Source organism: Cupriavidus sp. 96C5-1 (assembly GCF_057798855.1).
In genome coordinates, this window is the sequence record NZ_JBYOJU010000016.1 from 128,121 (window position 1) to 144,866 (window position 16,746).

General features: G+C 66.7%; 15 protein-coding genes. 10 read left to right on the top strand and 5 right to left on the bottom strand.

The features are described 5' to 3' along the window. Window positions 1–6: 6 nt before the first annotated feature. Window positions 7–921: a LysR family transcriptional regulator gene (locus AC3FOF_RS19065; protein WP_488727478.1), complete on the bottom strand. Its 915-nt coding sequence runs from the start codon at window positions 919–921 to the stop codon at window positions 7–9. A gap of 162 nt (window positions 922–1,083) precedes the next feature. Here AC3FOF_RS19065 and AC3FOF_RS19070 point away from each other — a divergent pair, with 162 nt between their 5' ends. Together AC3FOF_RS19070 and AC3FOF_RS19075 are read left to right on the top strand one after the other, a co-directional pair. Beyond that, on the top strand, window positions 1,084–2,046 hold the full coding sequence (locus AC3FOF_RS19070; protein WP_035817449.1) for a tripartite tricarboxylate transporter substrate binding protein: 963 nt from the start codon (window positions 1,084–1,086) through the stop codon (window positions 2,044–2,046). An 81-nt stretch (window positions 2,047–2,127) separates the two neighbouring features. Next, on the top strand, window positions 2,128–3,033 hold the full coding sequence (locus AC3FOF_RS19075) for an isocitrate lyase/PEP mutase family protein (protein ID WP_276268323.1): 906 nt from the start codon (window positions 2,128–2,130) through the stop codon (window positions 3,031–3,033). 51 nt (window positions 3,034–3,084) lie between these two features. Here the strand turns inward: AC3FOF_RS19075 and AC3FOF_RS19080 are convergent, their stop codons facing one another. The 3 genes from AC3FOF_RS19080 to AC3FOF_RS19090 form a co-directional block, all read right to left on the bottom strand. Then, the gene (locus AC3FOF_RS19080) at window positions 3,085–3,672 is read right to left on the bottom strand and encodes a DUF934 domain-containing protein (RefSeq protein ID WP_276268338.1); all 588 of its coding nucleotides are present in this window, start codon (window positions 3,670–3,672) and stop codon (window positions 3,085–3,087) included. A 19-nt stretch (window positions 3,673–3,691) separates the two neighbouring features. Beyond that, complete coding sequence (locus AC3FOF_RS19085; protein WP_017230639.1) at window positions 3,692–5,431, bottom strand: nitrite/sulfite reductase; 1,740 nt, start codon at window positions 5,429–5,431, stop codon at window positions 3,692–3,694. Between the two features lie 290 nt (window positions 5,432–5,721). After that, window positions 5,722–6,435 (bottom strand): class I SAM-dependent methyltransferase, encoded by a 714-nt coding sequence (locus AC3FOF_RS19090; RefSeq protein WP_276268324.1) that lies wholly within the window; start codon window positions 6,433–6,435, stop codon window positions 5,722–5,724. Window positions 6,436–6,580: 145 nt separating this feature from the next. Between AC3FOF_RS19090 and AC3FOF_RS19095 the strand changes: the two genes are divergently transcribed. Then, window positions 6,581–6,721, top strand: a complete 141-nt coding sequence (locus tag AC3FOF_RS19095) for a hypothetical protein (protein WP_488727479.1) — start codon at window positions 6,581–6,583, stop codon at window positions 6,719–6,721. 19 nt (window positions 6,722–6,740) lie between these two features. Here the strand turns inward: AC3FOF_RS19095 and AC3FOF_RS19100 are convergent, their stop codons facing one another. Continuing rightward, complete coding sequence (locus tag AC3FOF_RS19100; protein WP_017228267.1) at window positions 6,741–7,784, bottom strand: alpha/beta fold hydrolase; 1,044 nt, start codon at window positions 7,782–7,784, stop codon at window positions 6,741–6,743. Between the two features lie 230 nt (window positions 7,785–8,014). On the opposite strand from AC3FOF_RS19100, the gene AC3FOF_RS19105 reads away from it, so the two are divergent. From AC3FOF_RS19105 to AC3FOF_RS19135, 7 genes are all read left to right on the top strand, one after another. After that, a complete protein-coding gene (locus AC3FOF_RS19105) occupies window positions 8,015–9,037 on the top strand; it encodes an acyloxyacyl hydrolase (RefSeq protein WP_488727480.1) in 1,023 nt (340 codons plus the stop codon). Between the two features lie 336 nt (window positions 9,038–9,373). Beyond that, window positions 9,374–10,297 (top strand): LysR family transcriptional regulator, encoded by a 924-nt coding sequence (locus tag AC3FOF_RS19110; protein ID WP_488727481.1) that lies wholly within the window; start codon window positions 9,374–9,376, stop codon window positions 10,295–10,297. Between the two features lie 136 nt (window positions 10,298–10,433). Next, window positions 10,434–11,687 (top strand): D-amino acid dehydrogenase, encoded by a 1,254-nt coding sequence (locus tag AC3FOF_RS19115; protein WP_488727482.1) that lies wholly within the window; start codon window positions 10,434–10,436, stop codon window positions 11,685–11,687. A 103-nt stretch (window positions 11,688–11,790) separates the two neighbouring features. After that, window positions 11,791–13,224, top strand: a complete 1,434-nt coding sequence (locus tag AC3FOF_RS19120; RefSeq protein ID WP_488727483.1) for an N-acyl-D-amino-acid deacylase family protein — start codon at window positions 11,791–11,793, stop codon at window positions 13,222–13,224. Window positions 13,225–13,360: 136 nt separating this feature from the next. Continuing rightward, a complete protein-coding gene (locus tag AC3FOF_RS19125; protein ID WP_276268339.1) occupies window positions 13,361–14,308 on the top strand; it encodes a tripartite tricarboxylate transporter substrate binding protein BugE in 948 nt (315 codons plus the stop codon). 82 nt (window positions 14,309–14,390) lie between these two features. Continuing rightward, a complete protein-coding gene (locus AC3FOF_RS19130; protein ID WP_488727484.1) occupies window positions 14,391–15,842 on the top strand; it encodes a gluconate:proton symporter in 1,452 nt (483 codons plus the stop codon). Between the two features lie 11 nt (window positions 15,843–15,853). Further along, window positions 15,854–16,726 (top strand): serine hydrolase, encoded by an 873-nt coding sequence (locus AC3FOF_RS19135; RefSeq protein WP_488727485.1) that lies wholly within the window; start codon window positions 15,854–15,856, stop codon window positions 16,724–16,726. Window positions 16,727–16,746: the final 20 nt, after the last annotated feature.

Below are 16,746 nucleotides of genomic sequence, written 5' to 3' on the forward strand. Positions count from 1 at the left end.
CGCCGGCTAGCGGACCGTTTCGGGCCACAGCGGGGAATCCATGGAGAAATCCGCCGCTTCCAGGGTGATCTTCCTGAGCGAGCGGACCACGGAGCGCGTATCGCCGGCGCGCCAGTGGAAGTGGTAGGAGAGATTGTGCAGGGGCTGCGCGCACGCCAGTTCGACCAGCTTGTCCGCGCGCAGGAACGGCTGTACATACACTCTGGGAAAGAAGCTGATGCCGACCCCCGAGACGGCCAGCGCGATGAGTGCCGTCAGGCTGTTGCAGACCAGTGCGCGCGGAATCTCCAGCCGTTGCTCCGCCGCCCATTGCTCGAAAGCGCGCGACAGGCCCGCCTCCGCGCTGAGCGTGATGACAGGATGATCCACGAAATGCCTTGGGGTCAGCACCGTCCCTTTCGGCAGCCGCTGCGGCGATGCCATCCATCCGTACTCCAGTTCTCCGACCTTCTCGTGGGCCAGGCCAGGGGAGGGGGACGGACCGGGAATAATGGCGAAATCCAGTTCGCCGCGCTCCAGCCTTCTCTCCAGGCGCAAGGCCAGGTCCACCTGCGGCTCCAGGACGAGGTTAGGGTGGAGTTCGCGCACGCGCGCAACGAAGCCCGGGAACCAGGTTGACGCCACCAGCTCGCTGATGCCGAACCGGCAAGTGCCGCGCAGGGCGCCCGGCATGTCCAGGCCGGCGCGGATGCGGCCTTCGATGTCAAGCATCTGGCTTGCGTGTTCCAGCAAGCGCTCGCCCGCATCCGTGATCACGGCGCGTTGTCCGGTGCGGTCGAACAGCGCCTTGCCGAGATCGTCCTCCAGCTCCGCGATGCGCTTGGATAGCGAGGATTGCGTGACGTGCAGCCGTGATGCCGCGACCGAGAAACTGCCCAGCTTTGCTGCCCAGAAGAATGCTTCCAGTTGCTTCAGCGTCATTGTCGACACTCCGACTTGTCCCGGAAGTGGGCGGCCGGGTCGCGCTTGTCGTGGTTATTCCGTCTTTTCATGTGGGGTCGTGAAGATTAGTCGCTTTTTCTCAGGCCGGCATTTACGTATCTTGCGTCCATTATCGATGCAGACTTCGGGATGGGGAAAAACATGTCGCTTAGGCTAAACACTTGTCTTCTGTGCGTGACGGCGCTGGCCTCCGCTGCCGCGCAGGCGGCGTGGCCGGACGACCGGCCGATTCAGGTACTGGTGGGATTCGCTGCCGGGGGCGGCACCGATACCATGGTGCGCGCCATGGCCCCGTTCATGCAAAAGTACCTGGGCGCCAAAGCCAGCCTGGTCATACAGAACAAGCCCGGCGCCGCCGGCGAGATTGCCAATACCAGCCTGATGCGGGCCGTACCGGACGGCTACACGATCGGCATCGTCAACCTGCCGGCGATGGCATTCGCGCCGCTGTACAGGAAAACCGGCTTCGATCCCGCGGCGCTGCGGCTGGTTGCCCGGGTGCTCAGCGATCCCACCATACTGGTGACCAAGGCGGACAGTCCGTTCAATAACCTGAACGATGTGGTGTCGGCGCTGAAGAAGAAGCCGGGTTCGCTGTCGTTCGGCCATAACGGCGTGGGTACGAATGGGCACCTGGCGCTGTTGCAGTTGCAGAACGTGGCGGCGGTGAAGCTGAACGATGTTCCGTATAACGGCACCGCGCAATCCAAGACGGCCTTGTTCGGCGGGCATATCGACTTTGCAACGGTCACCACCGGCGAGTTGCAGGATGCGAGCAAGGAGGCCGTGCCGCTGAAGATCATCGCGCAGATGGGCGAGAAGCGGGCGGCTTCGCTTCCGAACGTGCCCACCGCCAGGGAGCAGGGCTTTGACGACGTCATGCCCGCGGAGCGCGGCGTGGCGGCTCCCGCGGGTGTGCCCGCGGTCATTCTCGATAAACTGCGCATGGCGGTAAGGGCGACCTTGCAGGATCCCGAGTATCTGAAGAAGGCTGGCAACGATGCGCCGGTCCTGGCCTATCTTTCCGGAGACGATTGGGCAAAGGAGATCGCGGCCCGCAAGCCGACCATGCGCAAGCTGGCCGACGGCATGCCGAAGGATTGAACGGCAGCGCTGCCGCCGGTTTGCCATAGACCCATCCCGATCTAATCCATCTTCAGCTCCATTCTTACCGCCCACCAGGTCATGCAAAGAATTTCCCCAGCGCAGAAGACGGCCTCACTGCGTGAACTCCTGCGGACGAACGCCTTCATCGTGGCGCCCGCCGTCCACGATATCTTCAGCCTTCGGCTGGTCGAGCAAGCGGGCTTCCGCAGTGCGTGCATCAGCGGTGCCATGCTTTCATACAGCCTGTTGGGCATACCGGACATCGGTCTTCTTACGCTGACGGAGTGCGTCGAGCATTGCCGCCGCCTGACGCGTGCATCGTCCATTCCCATAACCGCCGATGGCGATGCGGGCTATGGCAATCCGCGCGGCGTGCATTACGCCGTCGAACTGTTCGAGGAGGCCGGTGCGGCCGGTTTGAATATCGAGGACCAGGTGGTGCCAAGGCGCTGGGGTTCGACGGCAGGCAAGGAAGTCGTGTCCGTGGGGGAAATGGTGGCGAAGATCGATGCCGCGCGACGCGCCAGGCGTGACGGCAACTTTCTCATCATTGCCAGGACGGATGCGTTTGCATGCGAATCCACCGGGCAGGTCATCGATCGGGCGCGGGCATATCAGGACGCCGGGGCCGATATGCTGCTGCCCGTCGCGCCGCGCACGCGGGAAGACATCCGCCGCCTGGCGCGTGCCCTGGAGATTCCGGTGACGCTCAGCGCCGGTACCGGTCTTGCCCCTGGTGCTTCCTGCGCCAATGTACCGCTGTCGCAGTTGCCGGAGCTGGGTGTGCGCCGGGCCAGCCTGACTACGCTATTGCCGGGTGCGTCCGTGGCTGGCATGAAGGCCAGCCTGGAATCGGTGCAGCGGCGGCTGCGCGGCAGCGAAAGCAGTGAGGGTATCGACGCGGCGGTAAGCGGCGCGGCGAGCCTGGATGGGCTTTTCGATGCGGCTGCCCAAAGCGCTTTCGAGGCAGCCTTGCTGCGGTGACCGGGGCGTGGATGCACCACGGAATCTGCTGCCGGGCGGCTGGTTGCCGCGCTAGCGCGGTGGCGCACCTGGCCGGTCCGCCTGACCGGCTGGTGCGGCCTGGCGGGTTTGCCTGGGCAAGGCGGGCGATGCGTACGTCTTCTGGTAGTGCACCGTGAACGTTCCCAGCGCGGCGAGGGCCGCTTGCGGATCGTGGCTCGGCTTGACGGCGAACGCGTCGAAGCCGCAGCGCGCCATATAGTGCACGGTGTCGATCATCACGTCGCCCACGGCGCGCAGCTCGCCCGTCCAGCCATATTGCGTGCGCAGCATCTGCGCCAGCGAATAGCCGCGCCCGTCGGTATAGACCGGGAAGTCGATCGCCAGGTGGGCGATGCCGGTCGGGTCGATGATGGCGGCGCCGGCCTCCAGCAAGGCTTCCGGGTCCGCATCCGGTGCCAGGTACACGGCCACCGGGTGGCGGCGCAGGCGTAGCGCGTGGCGTGCCGCCTGCCATGTCTCGGGCGTGACCAGCCATCCTTGCTCGTCTGGCGGCATGCCTGGCATGGCCGATGGCGGCGCGTCCTTGTCCGCCACGAAGGCACGCCAGATGTCTGCCTCGAGCCCGCCATGGCGGATCACGTTCTTTACGTGGTGCATGGGTGTGCCAACCTGGATCTCAGACACGGGCCACCTCCGCCTGCTGCCGCCGCGCGACGATCCTCGGGTCCTGGTAGACCGCCTGCTTGAAGGGGTCCAGCCCCACGCGTTCCACCACATCGATAAAGCGCTCAGCCTCGTCGTCGCGCAGCGACAGGTAGGTGTCGATCAGCAGCGCGACCACATCGGGGATTTCATCGCGCGCGAAGGACGGGCCGATGATGCGGCCGATGGCGGCACCGCCGCCTTTGTGCTGGTCGAGCAGGGCATTGCCCGCGGCGCCGTTCTGGCGGCCACCGATGGTGACCTGGTACCACTCCTCGCCGGCCTTGTCCACGCCGAGGATGCCGATATGGCCAACGTGGTGGTGCCCGCAGGAGTTGATGCAGCCGGAGATGTTCAGGTCCAGCTCGCCGATGTCGAACAGATAGTCCAGGTCGTCGAAGCGGCGCTGGATGGCCTCCGCCAGCGGAATCGACACCGCGTTGGCCAGCGAGCAGAAGTCCCCGCCGGGGCAGGCGATGATATTGGTCAGCAGGCCGATATTCGCCGTGGCCAGGTTGTGCGCTTCCAGGTCCTGCCAGAGCGAGTAAAGCGCGCCGCGGCGCACGTCGGCCAGGATCAGGTTCTGCTCGTGGGAGACGCGCAGCTCGCCAAAACCGTAGCGGTCGGCCATGTCGGCCACGGCCTCCATCTGGTCGGCCGTGATGTCGCCGGGTGGCACGCCGGTGGCCTTGAGCGAGACGGTCACCGCGGCATAGCCGGGCACGCGGTGCGCATGCACGTTGCTGCGCAGCCAGCGGGCGAAGCGCGGGTGCGCGGCCGCCAGGGCGGGCGTCGGGCCTGCCTCGTCCGCCGCGCCGGGATCATAGGCCGGCGTGGTGAAGCGGCTGGCCACGCCTTTGACGAATTCGGCGCTGACCGTATCCGGGCCGCCCCGGATCCGCTGCCATAATTCGTCCACCTGCTGGGCAAACACGCCCGGCGTGAGGTCCTTGACCAGGATCTTGATGCGCGCCTTGTATTTGTTGTCTCGCCGCCCGTGCAGGTTGTAGACCCGCAATGTGGCTTGCAGGTAGGTGAGCAGGTCGGACCAATGCACAAAGGCGTTGATCAGCTTGCCCACCATCGGCGTGCGGCCCATGCCGCCGCCTACCCAGACCCGGAAGCCAAGCTCGCCGTCCTGTTCCACCGCCTGCAAGCCGATGTCGTGCACGCCCACGGCCGCGCGGTCGGTGGTGGCCCCGCTGACGGCGATCTTGAACTTGCGCGGCAGGAAGGCAAACTCGGGGTGCAGCATCGACCATTGCCGGATGATCTCGCACCACACCAGCGGGTTCACCACCTCGTCCGGCGCCAGGCCGGCGAAATGGTCGGTGGTGGTATTGCGGATGCAGTTGCCGCTGGTCTGGATCGCATGCATCTGCACGGTGGCCAGTTCGGCCAGGATGGCGGGCGCGTCTTCCAGGCGGGGCCAGTTGAACTGCATGTTCTGGCGGGTGCTGAAGTGCCCGTAGCCGCGATCCCAGCGCCGCGAGATATCGGCGAGCTTGCGCAGTTGCCGGGAGACCAGCATGCCGTAGGGAATCGCCACGCGCAGCATGGGCGCATGCCGCTGGATATAAAGGCCGTTCTGCAGGCGCAGCACGCGGAATTCGTCTTCGGTGAGCTGGCCGTTCAGGAAGCGTTCGGTCTGGCCGGCGAATTGCGCCACGCGCTGATCGACCAGTTGCTGGTCGATGGTGTCATACAAATACATTGAGACTTCCAGGTGTGCCGGGCGGGGCGTGGGAGACGCAGCCCTCGCCGGTTAGTGTCCTGAGTCTGAAATTCGTCGAAGAAATATGTCTGTCATGACGATGGATCGCGCGTCGTATCGGCGGACTTATCGGCTGACTCATTCAACGAATTTGTGATTCAGGACACTTGGGACTGTGGGTAGTCATGAGGCTAGCGCCGCGCGCGCGTGCTGAACAGGAGCAGCTGATGCTGTTTGGGCCGTATCAGTGACGATGCCGGCGGCCGCCGGCATGGGCGAATGCCGGGCTTTCATGCCGCGGGCTCAACCGGCCTGAAGGCCAGCCACGCCTGGAATCCCAGTGCCTTGAAGATCAATCGGGGCGGCTCGAAGCCACTTTCCAGCAGCAGGGCCCGCAGCCGCGTATCGGTGACGGGGTGCCACTGCGTGCCCGTCTTGGCGAGTACCGCGTCGACGGCGGTGCGCTCCAGGCCCGTAGCCTGAAGCCATTGGCCGTAGGCCCGGGCTAGCAGCGGCACCGGCTCGTAGTCGAGCAAGACCAGCGCGCCGCCGGCACGCAGCCGCTGCGCCAGCGCGCTCAGGAAGGCCGCTTTGCCGCCATCGTCGGGGATGAAATGCAGGACCAGCGCGGCTACCGCGGCATCGTGCAAGCCGGCCGGCATCTGGTCCAGCGTGGTGGCGTGGAACGCGACGCGGCTCTCGCAACCGGCGCCTTGCGCCTTGCGGCGCGCCACGGCGAGCATGCCGGCGGAAGGGTCGAGTGCGCTGAAGCGCCACCGCGGCCCGCCGGCGGCCAGCCGCAGCAGCTCATTGCCGGTGCCGCAGCCGGCCAGCAGCAGGCGGGCGTCGGCCGGCAGCAGGCTGGCGAAGGTCGCCGCCATCAGGTCGTGGGCGAGGGCATAGCCCGGCACGAGCCGCGGTACGCGGTCATCGTAGTCGCTGGCCGCAGCGTCGGAAAACACGGTGCTGGGGCGATGGTCCGGGCTGGGCGAACCTGCTGTCATCGGTAACTCCTGGTTTGCCGCGCCTGGGCGGCGATGTCGGTGCCTGGCCTGCAGGCCTGCCAGCATGGTACGGTTGCGCTGAAGCGCCGGCGCTGCGGTTTTGAATGGTTTCCGGATGGATTCATATGCATTCGGGAGACCGCTCATGCGCGCGCAGATGGACCGTGCGCTGACGATCGGCTATCTCTGCGCGGCCGCCGGGCTCAACGGATTCAAGCTTCAGCACGGCCTTCCAGCGCTCTTCGGCCGCTCGCCAAAGACCGTGTTCGTCAAGCGGGGCGGGTAGCCGCCGACGGGCGGGCCCGTCAGTGCTGCGCCAGGCCGTCCAGGCGCTCCACTGCGTCCACCGCCGCCGCGCGGGCTGCGGGGGACAGGGTGAGCGTGATATGGCCGGTATCGGGCACCAGGGTCACCGGGATATCCGGCCTGCCCGCATCGGCAAACACCTGGGCGTACTTGTCGGCGACGAAGACTTCGTCGTTCCGTCCCGCCAGCACGGCCGCGGGCCGGTGGATCGCCCGGATATTCTGCTGGTAGGCCTCGTCCGGCTGGAAGTTCGTTACCAGCGCAAACGAGTACCACGGGGTGAGCTCGGCGCGCGGCGCGTCGTTGACGGCGAAGGCGATCACCGGCAGGTGGTTCAGGCCGGTGATGCCGATGCGGTTGAGCAGCACCAGCGCGATCACGCGCGGCATGCCGACCGATACCCAGCCGCCGCCGTTGGGGCGATAGGTGGCTGCGTGGCGGTTGGTGTAGGGTGCCATGAACAGGTAGTTGTCGAACAGCGCCTGCCGCTCGCCGCCCGCCACGCGGATCGCAAAGCCGCCTCCCGAGGAGAATCCCGCCAGCGTCTTCGGGCCGGCGGGCTGGACGGTGCGGACGAAGTCTTCCAGGTCGTCGTCCAGCTGGCCGATATAGGCGATGTCGCCGCGCGGGCCCGAAGCGCCGTGGCCGCGTATATCCAGTGCGTAGACCGTGAAGCCGGCCTGGGCGAAACGCTGGGCGAGCGGATGCATGCTCTGGCTGTTGGCGGAGGAGCCATGCACCAGCACCACGCTGCCCCGGCTGGCGGTGCCGCCGGTGCCCGGATAGCGGCGATAGGCGAGCTGCGCGCCATCGCGTGCCGCGTAGCGGGCGAGGGGCGGTAGCGCGGAGAAGTCCACGTCCTTGAACGGGTCGCTGATGCTCAGCATCGGTTTTGGCCGGGCCGGGCCGCCGAACACAATGGCGGCGGCCAGGGCCAGCAGCAGCGCGGCAACGATGGCGGAGACGGCAACGGCAATGGTTCGCGGTTTCACGGTGATGGCGTTGGCGTGGTTGAAATGGCCGGTCGTGTCTGGGGTGGGCACCCCTGCATATCGAAAGGTGCGCTATTCCCTACCGCAGGCTAGCACGCTTCGCCGCCGGACAGTGAGGATACCTGGCGTATGCGTATGCGTTGCTTGATGCGTGGGGCTGTCATCCGGAGCACCTGCGCGTGAAGGCGGAACCCGGCGACCTGCGTATCGCGCGGCACCCGGTGGATTACGAAGCGCCGGCCTGAGCGGGCGCAAGTTACGTGGGGGGCGGGGAGGGAGCCTTGGCGGCGGGCGCGCCTTCGCCGTGCTTTGGCGGACCGGCCAGCCTATGGCGCCGCGATCATTCTCATTCGCGCCCCATTACGCTTCCCGCGGCCTGCGGCGCAGCGCGGCGAAGTCGGATAGACGGCAAATACGTATCGGCGGGCGAGGAATCCGGCGTCGGTGCATGGCCTGCAAACTGGCCGGTCCACGCCACCGCTCCCGCCTGTGCGAGAATCCACCGTTCTGCCGAAAAACGGCAAGGATGCGACAATCTTCCGCTTGCGGCACAAGGCATTGTTCCTGATCTGGAACAGTCTATTCCGCATGCGATGGCATCCAACCGTCCGGCCGGCCATTATCCTTCGTCGCGGACTACCAGTTTTACTAGGCCGGCGCATCGACGCATTCAAAACTACGTGGTGTTGCCGATAACGTTATGCAATCATCTCGATTTCTCCAACTTGGTCTCTGCCATGCGCCTACTTGCTGCCTCCATCCTTTTTCTGTCTGGCGTACTTGCCAGTGCTGCAGCCGTTGCCGCCCCGGCCACTGAAGATTCCTCCTGGTTTGAACCGTTGCGCCTGGGCGCCTCCGTGGGCGCTGGCAGCGATGCCTCGATGGCGCGCCTGGAGGCGCGCTGGAATTTGAAGAGAGACCTCTGGTCCACGGATTCCAAGTCGGTGCGCATTCGCCTCGGGCTCGAAGCTTCCATCGGCGGCTGGAATCCGCATGGCGCCAACAGCAAATTGATGGGCGATATCGGCTTTACGCCGATCTTCCGCGTTCAGGGCGCCGGTTCGTCGGGTCCCTTCGCCGAAATTGGCGCTGGCGCGCACCTGCTGACGCGCGCGCATATTTCCGATACCAAGGTCTTTTCCTCGGCGTTCCAGTTTGGCGATCGCGTTGCCGTCGGCTACCGTTTTGGCGACGCACTGGATTCGGAGCTTGCAGTGCGTTTCCAGCATTACTCCAATGCCGGGATCAAGGAGCCTAACCCGGGCATCAACTATTACCTCCTGCAGTACTCGGCCCGCTTCTGATTTCCGATTTCTGAATTCCGATCGTTCGATGGCTTGCGGACCGGTTGCCCCGAGGCTGCCGGTTCGTGCCGGAGCGATGGCTTCTGGTTCCGCATCCGGATAGTCGGGCGACCAGGATCGAGGCCGTGCCTCGTTCTCGAATGTAATGTATTTTAAATGATACATTATATTGGGTGATGGCTTCGATTCCATTGGCTACAAACGCGGCAGGACCTCGTCAGTTCCTGTGATGGGCTTGGGACGTGCGGAAGGCCCTGGATGGCAAGCCGGGCGTGCGCCCGATCTCTTTCACTACACTCCAGCCAAGGCAATCGTCACTTCTCCCTATTCCGCGCCATGCGCCTGCGTCATCTCGAAGTGTTTCATGCGGTCATGCGCACCGGCTCGCTCAGCCGCGCAGCGCAACTGCTTTGCGTTTCCCAGCCAGCGGCCAGCAAGGTGCTCGCCCATGCGGAGCGCGATCTCGGGCTAAAGCTGTTCAAGAGGGCTCACGGGCGGCTGCTGCCGACCCGTGAGGCAGAACTGCTCTATGCCGAGACCGGACACCTGTTTGCCAACCTGGAGAATGTCAGGCGTCTCGCGCGCAATCTCAAGCGGCATCCCGAAGGCCATGTGCGTCTTGGCTGCCTGCCGAGCCTGGGCTTGAGCCTGATTCCGCAGGCGGTGCGGGATTTCCGCCTGCAGTGTCCGGGAGTCTCGCTGGAGATCCAGACCCGCCACAGCGATGAGCTGTTGGCGCTGGTGCTGTCACGGGAACTGGATCTCGGGGTGGTATTCGATCCGCCGGCCCGGCCGGGTGTGGCGGTGGCCGATCTCGGCCGTGCCGCGGTGGTCTACCTTGGGCCGCAACAGGGCGAGGCGGCGGGCGGACCGGTCCACCTGGCGGAACTTGACGATCAACGATGGATCGGGATCGGCAGCAGCGATCCGCTCGGCGGCCTGATCGCGCAGGCCTGCCACGAGCTTGGCCTGGAAGAGCGTACACCCATGATCGAGGCGCGCACTTACTATGTGGCGGCCGCCCTCGCGGAGTGCGGCGTGGGTTATGCGCTGGTGGACCAGTTTACCGCGCAGTTCGCCGCGCGCGGCAGCCACAGCGACCTGACCGTCCAGCCGGTGACGCCGGCTCTCTCGGTCGGGGTGACGGCGATCTATCCGGAGGGCGGCGTCTCCTCGCGTGCGCTGGATGCATTGCTGGACGTGTTGCGCGCTCAGTTGGCGGCGACCCTCGTCGTGGCGCCTCCACTGGCATCTCCATAACCTTGGGTTATGGGTTGTGCCGTAAAGATCATTTGAACCTGACCTCTGTCGCGTCCACACTTCCGCTTTGCCCAGCCAGTCCGCCAGCAGCGGAGATGGCGGGCGGCAACGGGATATCGAGGCAGGAGAGAACAGCATGCGGATTTGCGTACTTGGCGGCGGCGTGGTGGGTGTCGCCAGTGCATATTACCTGGCGCGCGAAGGCCACAGCGTGACCCTGCTCGAAGCGCGCGAGGGACTGGCGCTGGAAACCAGCCTGGCCAACGGCGCTCAGCTGAGCTACAGCTATGTGGCGCCGCTTGCCGATCCCGCGGTGCTGCCCAAGTTGCCGGGCTGGTTGTTGAACCGGGATTCCCCGCTGCGCTTCGTGCCCAGCCTGGACCCGCACCAATGGCGCTGGTGCCTGGCTTTCCTGCGCGCCTGCCGCAGCGACGTGGCCCGCGCGGTCACTGCCGAGTTGCTTGGCCTCGGTTATCACAGCCGTGCCCTGGTGCATGACCTTGTCACGCGCGAGAAACTGGATTTCGACTACCAGCGCAACGGCAAGCTGGTGGTCTACCGCGATCCGGCGGCATTCGCCGGCGCGCGCCGGCAACTGGACTACCAGGCCGGGCTCGGCAGCAGCCAGCAAGCGCTGGACGGTGCGGCCTGCGTGGCGCTGGAGCCCGTGCTGGCCCAGCTTGGTGATCGGCTTGCCGGCGGCATTCATACGCCCAGCGAAGATGCCGGCGATTGCCATGCCTTCAGCACGAAGCTGGCCGAATTGACAGGGCAGCGCTATGGCGCGAAATTCCACTGCGGCGAGCGCGTCACCGGGCTGCGCCGCGAGGGCCGCGCCGTGGTGGCGGTGCGTACGGAGGGCGGCGAGATCGAGGCCGATGCCTTCGTCATCGCGGCCGGCATGGGTAGCGTTCCCTTGCTGGCGCAGCTGGGCCTGCGCCTGCCAATGTATCCGCTGACCGGCTACAGCCTGACCGCGCCGGTGGTGAGCGGCAGGCACCGGCCGCCCGGAATCAGCATCACCGACCTTCACCACAAGGTGGTGTATGCCCGCCTGGGTCAACGCCTGCGCATTGCCGGCATGGTGGACCTGGCCGGCCGGCACCCCCGCGCCGACCGGCGGCGCATTGCCTTGCTGGCGCGGCAGGCACGCGAGACGTTTCCCGACGGCGCGGATTTCGACGCGGCGACTGCCTGGTGCGGAAGCCGGCCGGCTACCCCCGACAGCAAGCCCTTGATCGGTGCGACTCCGTACGCCAACCTGTGGCTGAACACCGGCCACGGCGCGCTGGGCTTTACCCTGGCTTGCGGTAGCGCGGCTTTGCTGGCCGACGCCATCGCCGGGCGGCCAGCGCCGCTGGATGCGGCAGCCTTTGCGCTGGCCCGCTGAATGCCATCTTCCATCCCTGAATCGAAACCCAATGCATCCGCGCTCTGACGGCGCGCCGCTTGCCGGTTCGCCGCGCGGTGGACCGGTTTCCCGGAGTTGAACCATGCCCACCTGCGATTTGTTGTTCCTGAATGGCCAGTTGATCGATGGTACCGGCGCGCCACGCCGCGCCGGCGCGCTGGCGGTGGCTGGCGGCCGCATTGCCGCCATCGGCGATTGCGCCGGCTGGGAAGCCGGTCGTGTCATCGATGCCGCCGGCCGTGTGCTTGCGCCTGGCTTTATCGACGTGCATACGCACGATGACAGCGCCTTGCTGAAGACGCCGGCGATGCCGGCCAAGACCAGCCAGGGCGTGACCACCGTGATTGCCGGCAATTGCGGGATCAGCATCGCACCGCTGGTGCCGCGTTACCCGCTGCCCCAGCCGCTGGCGTTGCTGGGGGAGATGCCGGACTACCGTTTCGCTACCGTGGCGGCATACCGGAGCGCGCTCGAGGCCGCGCCGCCTAGCGTGAATGTCGGGCTGTTGGTCGGGCACAGCACGCTGCGCGCGGGGGCGATGCAGGACACCAGCCGTGCTGCCAGCGCCGGCGAGATCGAAGCGATGAGCGCGGCCCTGGCGCAGGCCTTGCTGGACGGCGGCCTGGGCCTGAGTACCGGGCTGAGCTATCCGGCCAGCCGCGCGGCGCCCACCGCCGAGGTGGTGGCGCTGGCGCGGGTAACGGCCAGCCATCCCGGCGCGATCTACACCACGCATATGCGCAGCGAGCGCGACCAGGTGATCGAAGCCGTGCGCGAGACGCTGCAGATCGGCCGCGAGGCGGCCATTCCCGTCGTGATCTCGCATCACAAATGCATCGGTCGCCGTAATTTCGGCAAGACAACCGTGACGCTCGAACTGATCGACCGCGCGCTCGCAACGCAGGACGTCGCGCTTGACGTCTATCCCTATACCGCCAGTTCCACCGTGCTGTTGCCGGAATTCGTCGGCGATGCCGAGCGCATCATCGTCACCAGTTCGCAGCCGCACCCCGAGCAGGCGCGCCGCGATCTCCGCGAGATTGCCGCCGAGTGGGGCGTGTCGCTGGAGGATGCGGCAGCGCGGTTGGGGCCCGCCACCGCCATCTATTTCCAGATGGACGAGGCCGACCTGCGCCGCGTGCTGGGGCATCCGCGCACCATGATCGGGTCGGATGGCATCCCCGGGCCCTACCCGCATCCGCGCCTGTGGGGCAGCTTCCCGCGCGTGCTCGGCCACTACGCGCGCGAACTCGGACTGCTGACGCTGGAGGACGCGGTACGCCGCATGACCTCGCTGCCAGCATCGGTCTTTGGCCTGCCCGGGCGCGGCATGCTGCGGGAGGGGTACGCGGCGGACCTTGTGCTGTTCGATCCGGATGGCGTGATCGATCGCGCCGATTACACGCAGCCGTGCGAGCCGTCGGTGGGGATCGAGCAGGTCTATGTGAACGGCTGCGAGGTGTGGGGGCGCGCAGGCGCCACCGGCGCGGCCGCCGGCCGGTTCCTGGCGCGCTGAGCCTTGCCGTGGCCAGGCGGCGCCATCGTGCACTACCGGGCGTGGCCGGATTGCCAGCCCGCATCGCATCGCGCGGACAACCCATCACTACCCGAGGAGACCCAACTTGAAACAAGCCCATTCCCCGTTGCTTCCGATGCTGGCGGCGCTCGCTGTCGGCTTTGCCGCCGCGCCCGTGGCCGCTGCCTATCCGGAGCGGCCGATTACCCTGGTGATACCGTTCTCGGCAGGAGGGCCGACCGATGTGGTCGGCCGCATCGTGGCCGCCAAGGCAGCCGGACTCCTGGGCCAGCAGATCGTGGTCGACAATCGCGTGGGCGCGGCCGGCACCATTGGCCTGACGGCGGTGGCGCGCGCCAGGCCGGATGGCTACACCCTGGGTCTGGCCACCGTCAGTACGCACGGCACCGCGCCGCATCTGATGGCCAAGCCGCCTTATGACCCCGTCAAGGACTTCACGCCGGTGACCAACCTGGTCAGCAGTCCCAACATCCTGAGCGTGCATCCGGGCTTTCCGGCGCAGACGCTGAAGCAGTTCGTGACCTACGTGCAGCAGCACCCCGGCAAGGAGAGCTATGCCAACGCCGGCGCGGGCGGCATCAACGACCTTGGCATGGCCTGGTTCCTGCAGATCAACAATGCCGCCATGGTGAGCGTGGCCTACAAGGGTTCGGCGCCGGCCTTGAACGATGCGATCGGCGGCAGCGTTACCACGATTTTCGATAACTTCCCGTCCTCCCTGCCATTCATCAAGGCGGGCAAGTTGCGCGCCTTGGCCATCACCGGCACGCAGCGCAACGACAAGCTGCCCGATGTGCCGACCTTCGCCGAGCTTGGCTACAAGGACTTCGACGTCAGCGCCTGGTACGGCGTGGTGGCGCCGGCGCACCTGCCGGCCGACGTGCGTGCCAGGCTGGCGGATGCCTTCATTGCCGCACTCAAGGATCCCGGCACGCGCCAGCGTCTGATCGATGCCGGCGCCTACCCGGTCGGGAACAGCCCAGAGGCGTTCGCACGCCAGATCGGCCGCGAATACGAGCGCTGGGGCGCGGTGATCCGCAAAGCCGGAATCACTCCACAGTAGTCCGAGCCGGACAAAGCGGGCGGGGAGCGCCGCGGGTAGACAAGCGATACGAAACAAGAGATACGAAAAAAACGGAGATGGCATGACCTCATTGACACGAAATGCCCCAGCCTCGCCGCCAGCGGCGGCCGCGAGCGGGCTTCAACCCGGCCGGCGCAATGCCGCCATCGCGGTATTCCTGCTGGGACTGGCGGTTGCGCTGTACGTCCACTTCACCATGCCGGGGCAAACCAGCCTGTGGGGGCTGACGCCGGTGCTGGTATTTGCCGTCATTGCCTTGCTGGGGGTGGATATCGTGCTGTCCACCATTGCCGCCATCGTGCTCGGCGCCATCATGACGGGCACCACGCCCATCGGCATGGGCAAGCTGCTGGCGGATTCGCTGGGCTCCTTTATTGCGGTGGTCGGCCTGATCATCGTGCTGGGCGCTGGCGTGGGCGAGGTGGCCGCGCGTACCGGCGCGGCCGAACAGATGGTACGCGCCATCGTGCGCCGCATCGGCCTGTCCAACCAGGTGCGTGTGCGGCTTGGCATCATGGTGGCCTCGACGCTGATCTGCGGCGCGCTGGGCACGCTGGCCGGCGGCAACGCCATCATTGCCGCGGTGGTGATCCCGATTGCCGCCGCCGTGCGTCTGTCGCCGCCGGCGGTGGCGGCACTGTTCCAGACCGCCGGTTCGGCCGGCCTGGTGCTGGGGCCTTTCACGCCCAATGTGGTCACGGTGACCGGGCTGACCGGCCTGAGCTATCCGGAGTATCTGCTGGTGGCCGGCATCCCGATGGCGGCCGCGACCCTGCTGAGCGGCTGGTTCATGTCCGGCCGCATCCAGAAGATGACCGAGGCCAGCCACCAGTACGAGGAGGCGGAAGCTGGCGGCATGGCCGCCATCGACCTGGATGCCGCGCCGTCACGCCAGTCCGTGCGCGCCGCGTGGGCATTCTGCCTGACCATCGTCGCGCTGGCCGTGGCCGGGGTGCTGGCCAAGGCGGGCTACGCGTTCGCCATCATCGTCATGGTGTCGCTCGCCGCCACCACCGGGCTGGCCGGCGGCATGAGCCCGCGGGCCATCCTGCAGGCTATGTATGCGGGCGCCGGCAAGCTGATCTGGATCTTTTTCCTGTTCTGGCTGTTCAATCCGGTGTTGGTGCTGGTCGACAAACTGAACGCCTACCATGCCTTACTGGATCTCGCCAGCCCGCACCTGGCCGGCATCGGCGGCGCAATGCTGTGCGTGATCGTGCTGTGGTTCAACGTGATCGGCCATATCCCCGGTGCGGCCGTGGCGCAGATGACCTTCACGGCCAAGATCTTCGGCCCGCTGCTGGCGGCGGCCGGAGCCGGCCCGGCGGCCACCACCGCGGTGATCCTGGGCAGTTCGCAGATCGACTGGTTCGGGCCGTTCCCCACCTCAGACATGTTCGGCCAGATGGGGCTGGCACGCTCGACCCAGCTCAAGTACATGCTCTATAACGGCTGGGCCGTGATCGTGGTGAACCTGTGCCTGTTTTCCACCCTGTTCTTCTTCCTGGTTTAAGGAGAGCGACCATGTTCCCGCTGGGATCGCGTCCGCTGGACGCGCGCGCACTGCGCCAGCATGTCGAAGCCGGGCTGGCGCCGCTGCTCGCGGCGACGCCGGCGCGCCTGTCGCTCAGCCTGCGCGGCCTGGATGGCGCCGTGGTGCTGGAGCGCGATGCTGGCCGCGTGCGGCCGTCGGCCAGCATCATCAAGCTTCCCATCCTGCTGGCGCTGCTGGAGCAGGTAGCGGACGGCCGCTGCCGGCTCGACCAGCAGCTTGTCCTGGACGAGGACGAGCGCGCGGGCGGTACCGGCATTCTCCATCAGTTGCCCAGCGTGGCCAGTCTGTCGCTGGCCGAACTGGCGCGGCTGATGATCGTGCTCAGCGACAACGTGGCCACCAACGCGCTGATCGGCCTGCTTGGCTGCGCCGGGGTCACGCAGTGGTGCCGGCGGGCCGGCCTGGCGGCCAGCAGCTTGCAGCGGCGCATGATGGACGCCGCCGCGCGGGATGCCGGCCTGGACAATTTCACCAGCGCGGGCGATGCCGCTGCGGCGCTTGGCTGGATGCTGCGCGAGGCGTCGCTGCCAGCGGCACTGCGGACCTTCGCGCTGTCGTTGCTGGCCGACCAGCGCGAGCGCGCCCATTTCGGCGCCGCGCTGCCGGCACAGGTCCATCTCGCCAACAAGACCGGCCAGTTGCCGGGCCTGCGCCATGACGCCGGCATCCTCACCGCAGGCGATTGCAGCGTGGTGCTGGCGGTGCTGGCCGACGGCTTTACCGACCCGCGCACCGCGCACACCCTCCATGGCGGAGACGGGGCCGAACTGCTGGCGCAGATCGCGCGGCTGGTGGCCGGCGGGCTGCTTGCGCAGGCCGGCAAGCAACCGGCACAGGAATAGACAAGGAATATAAGGAACAG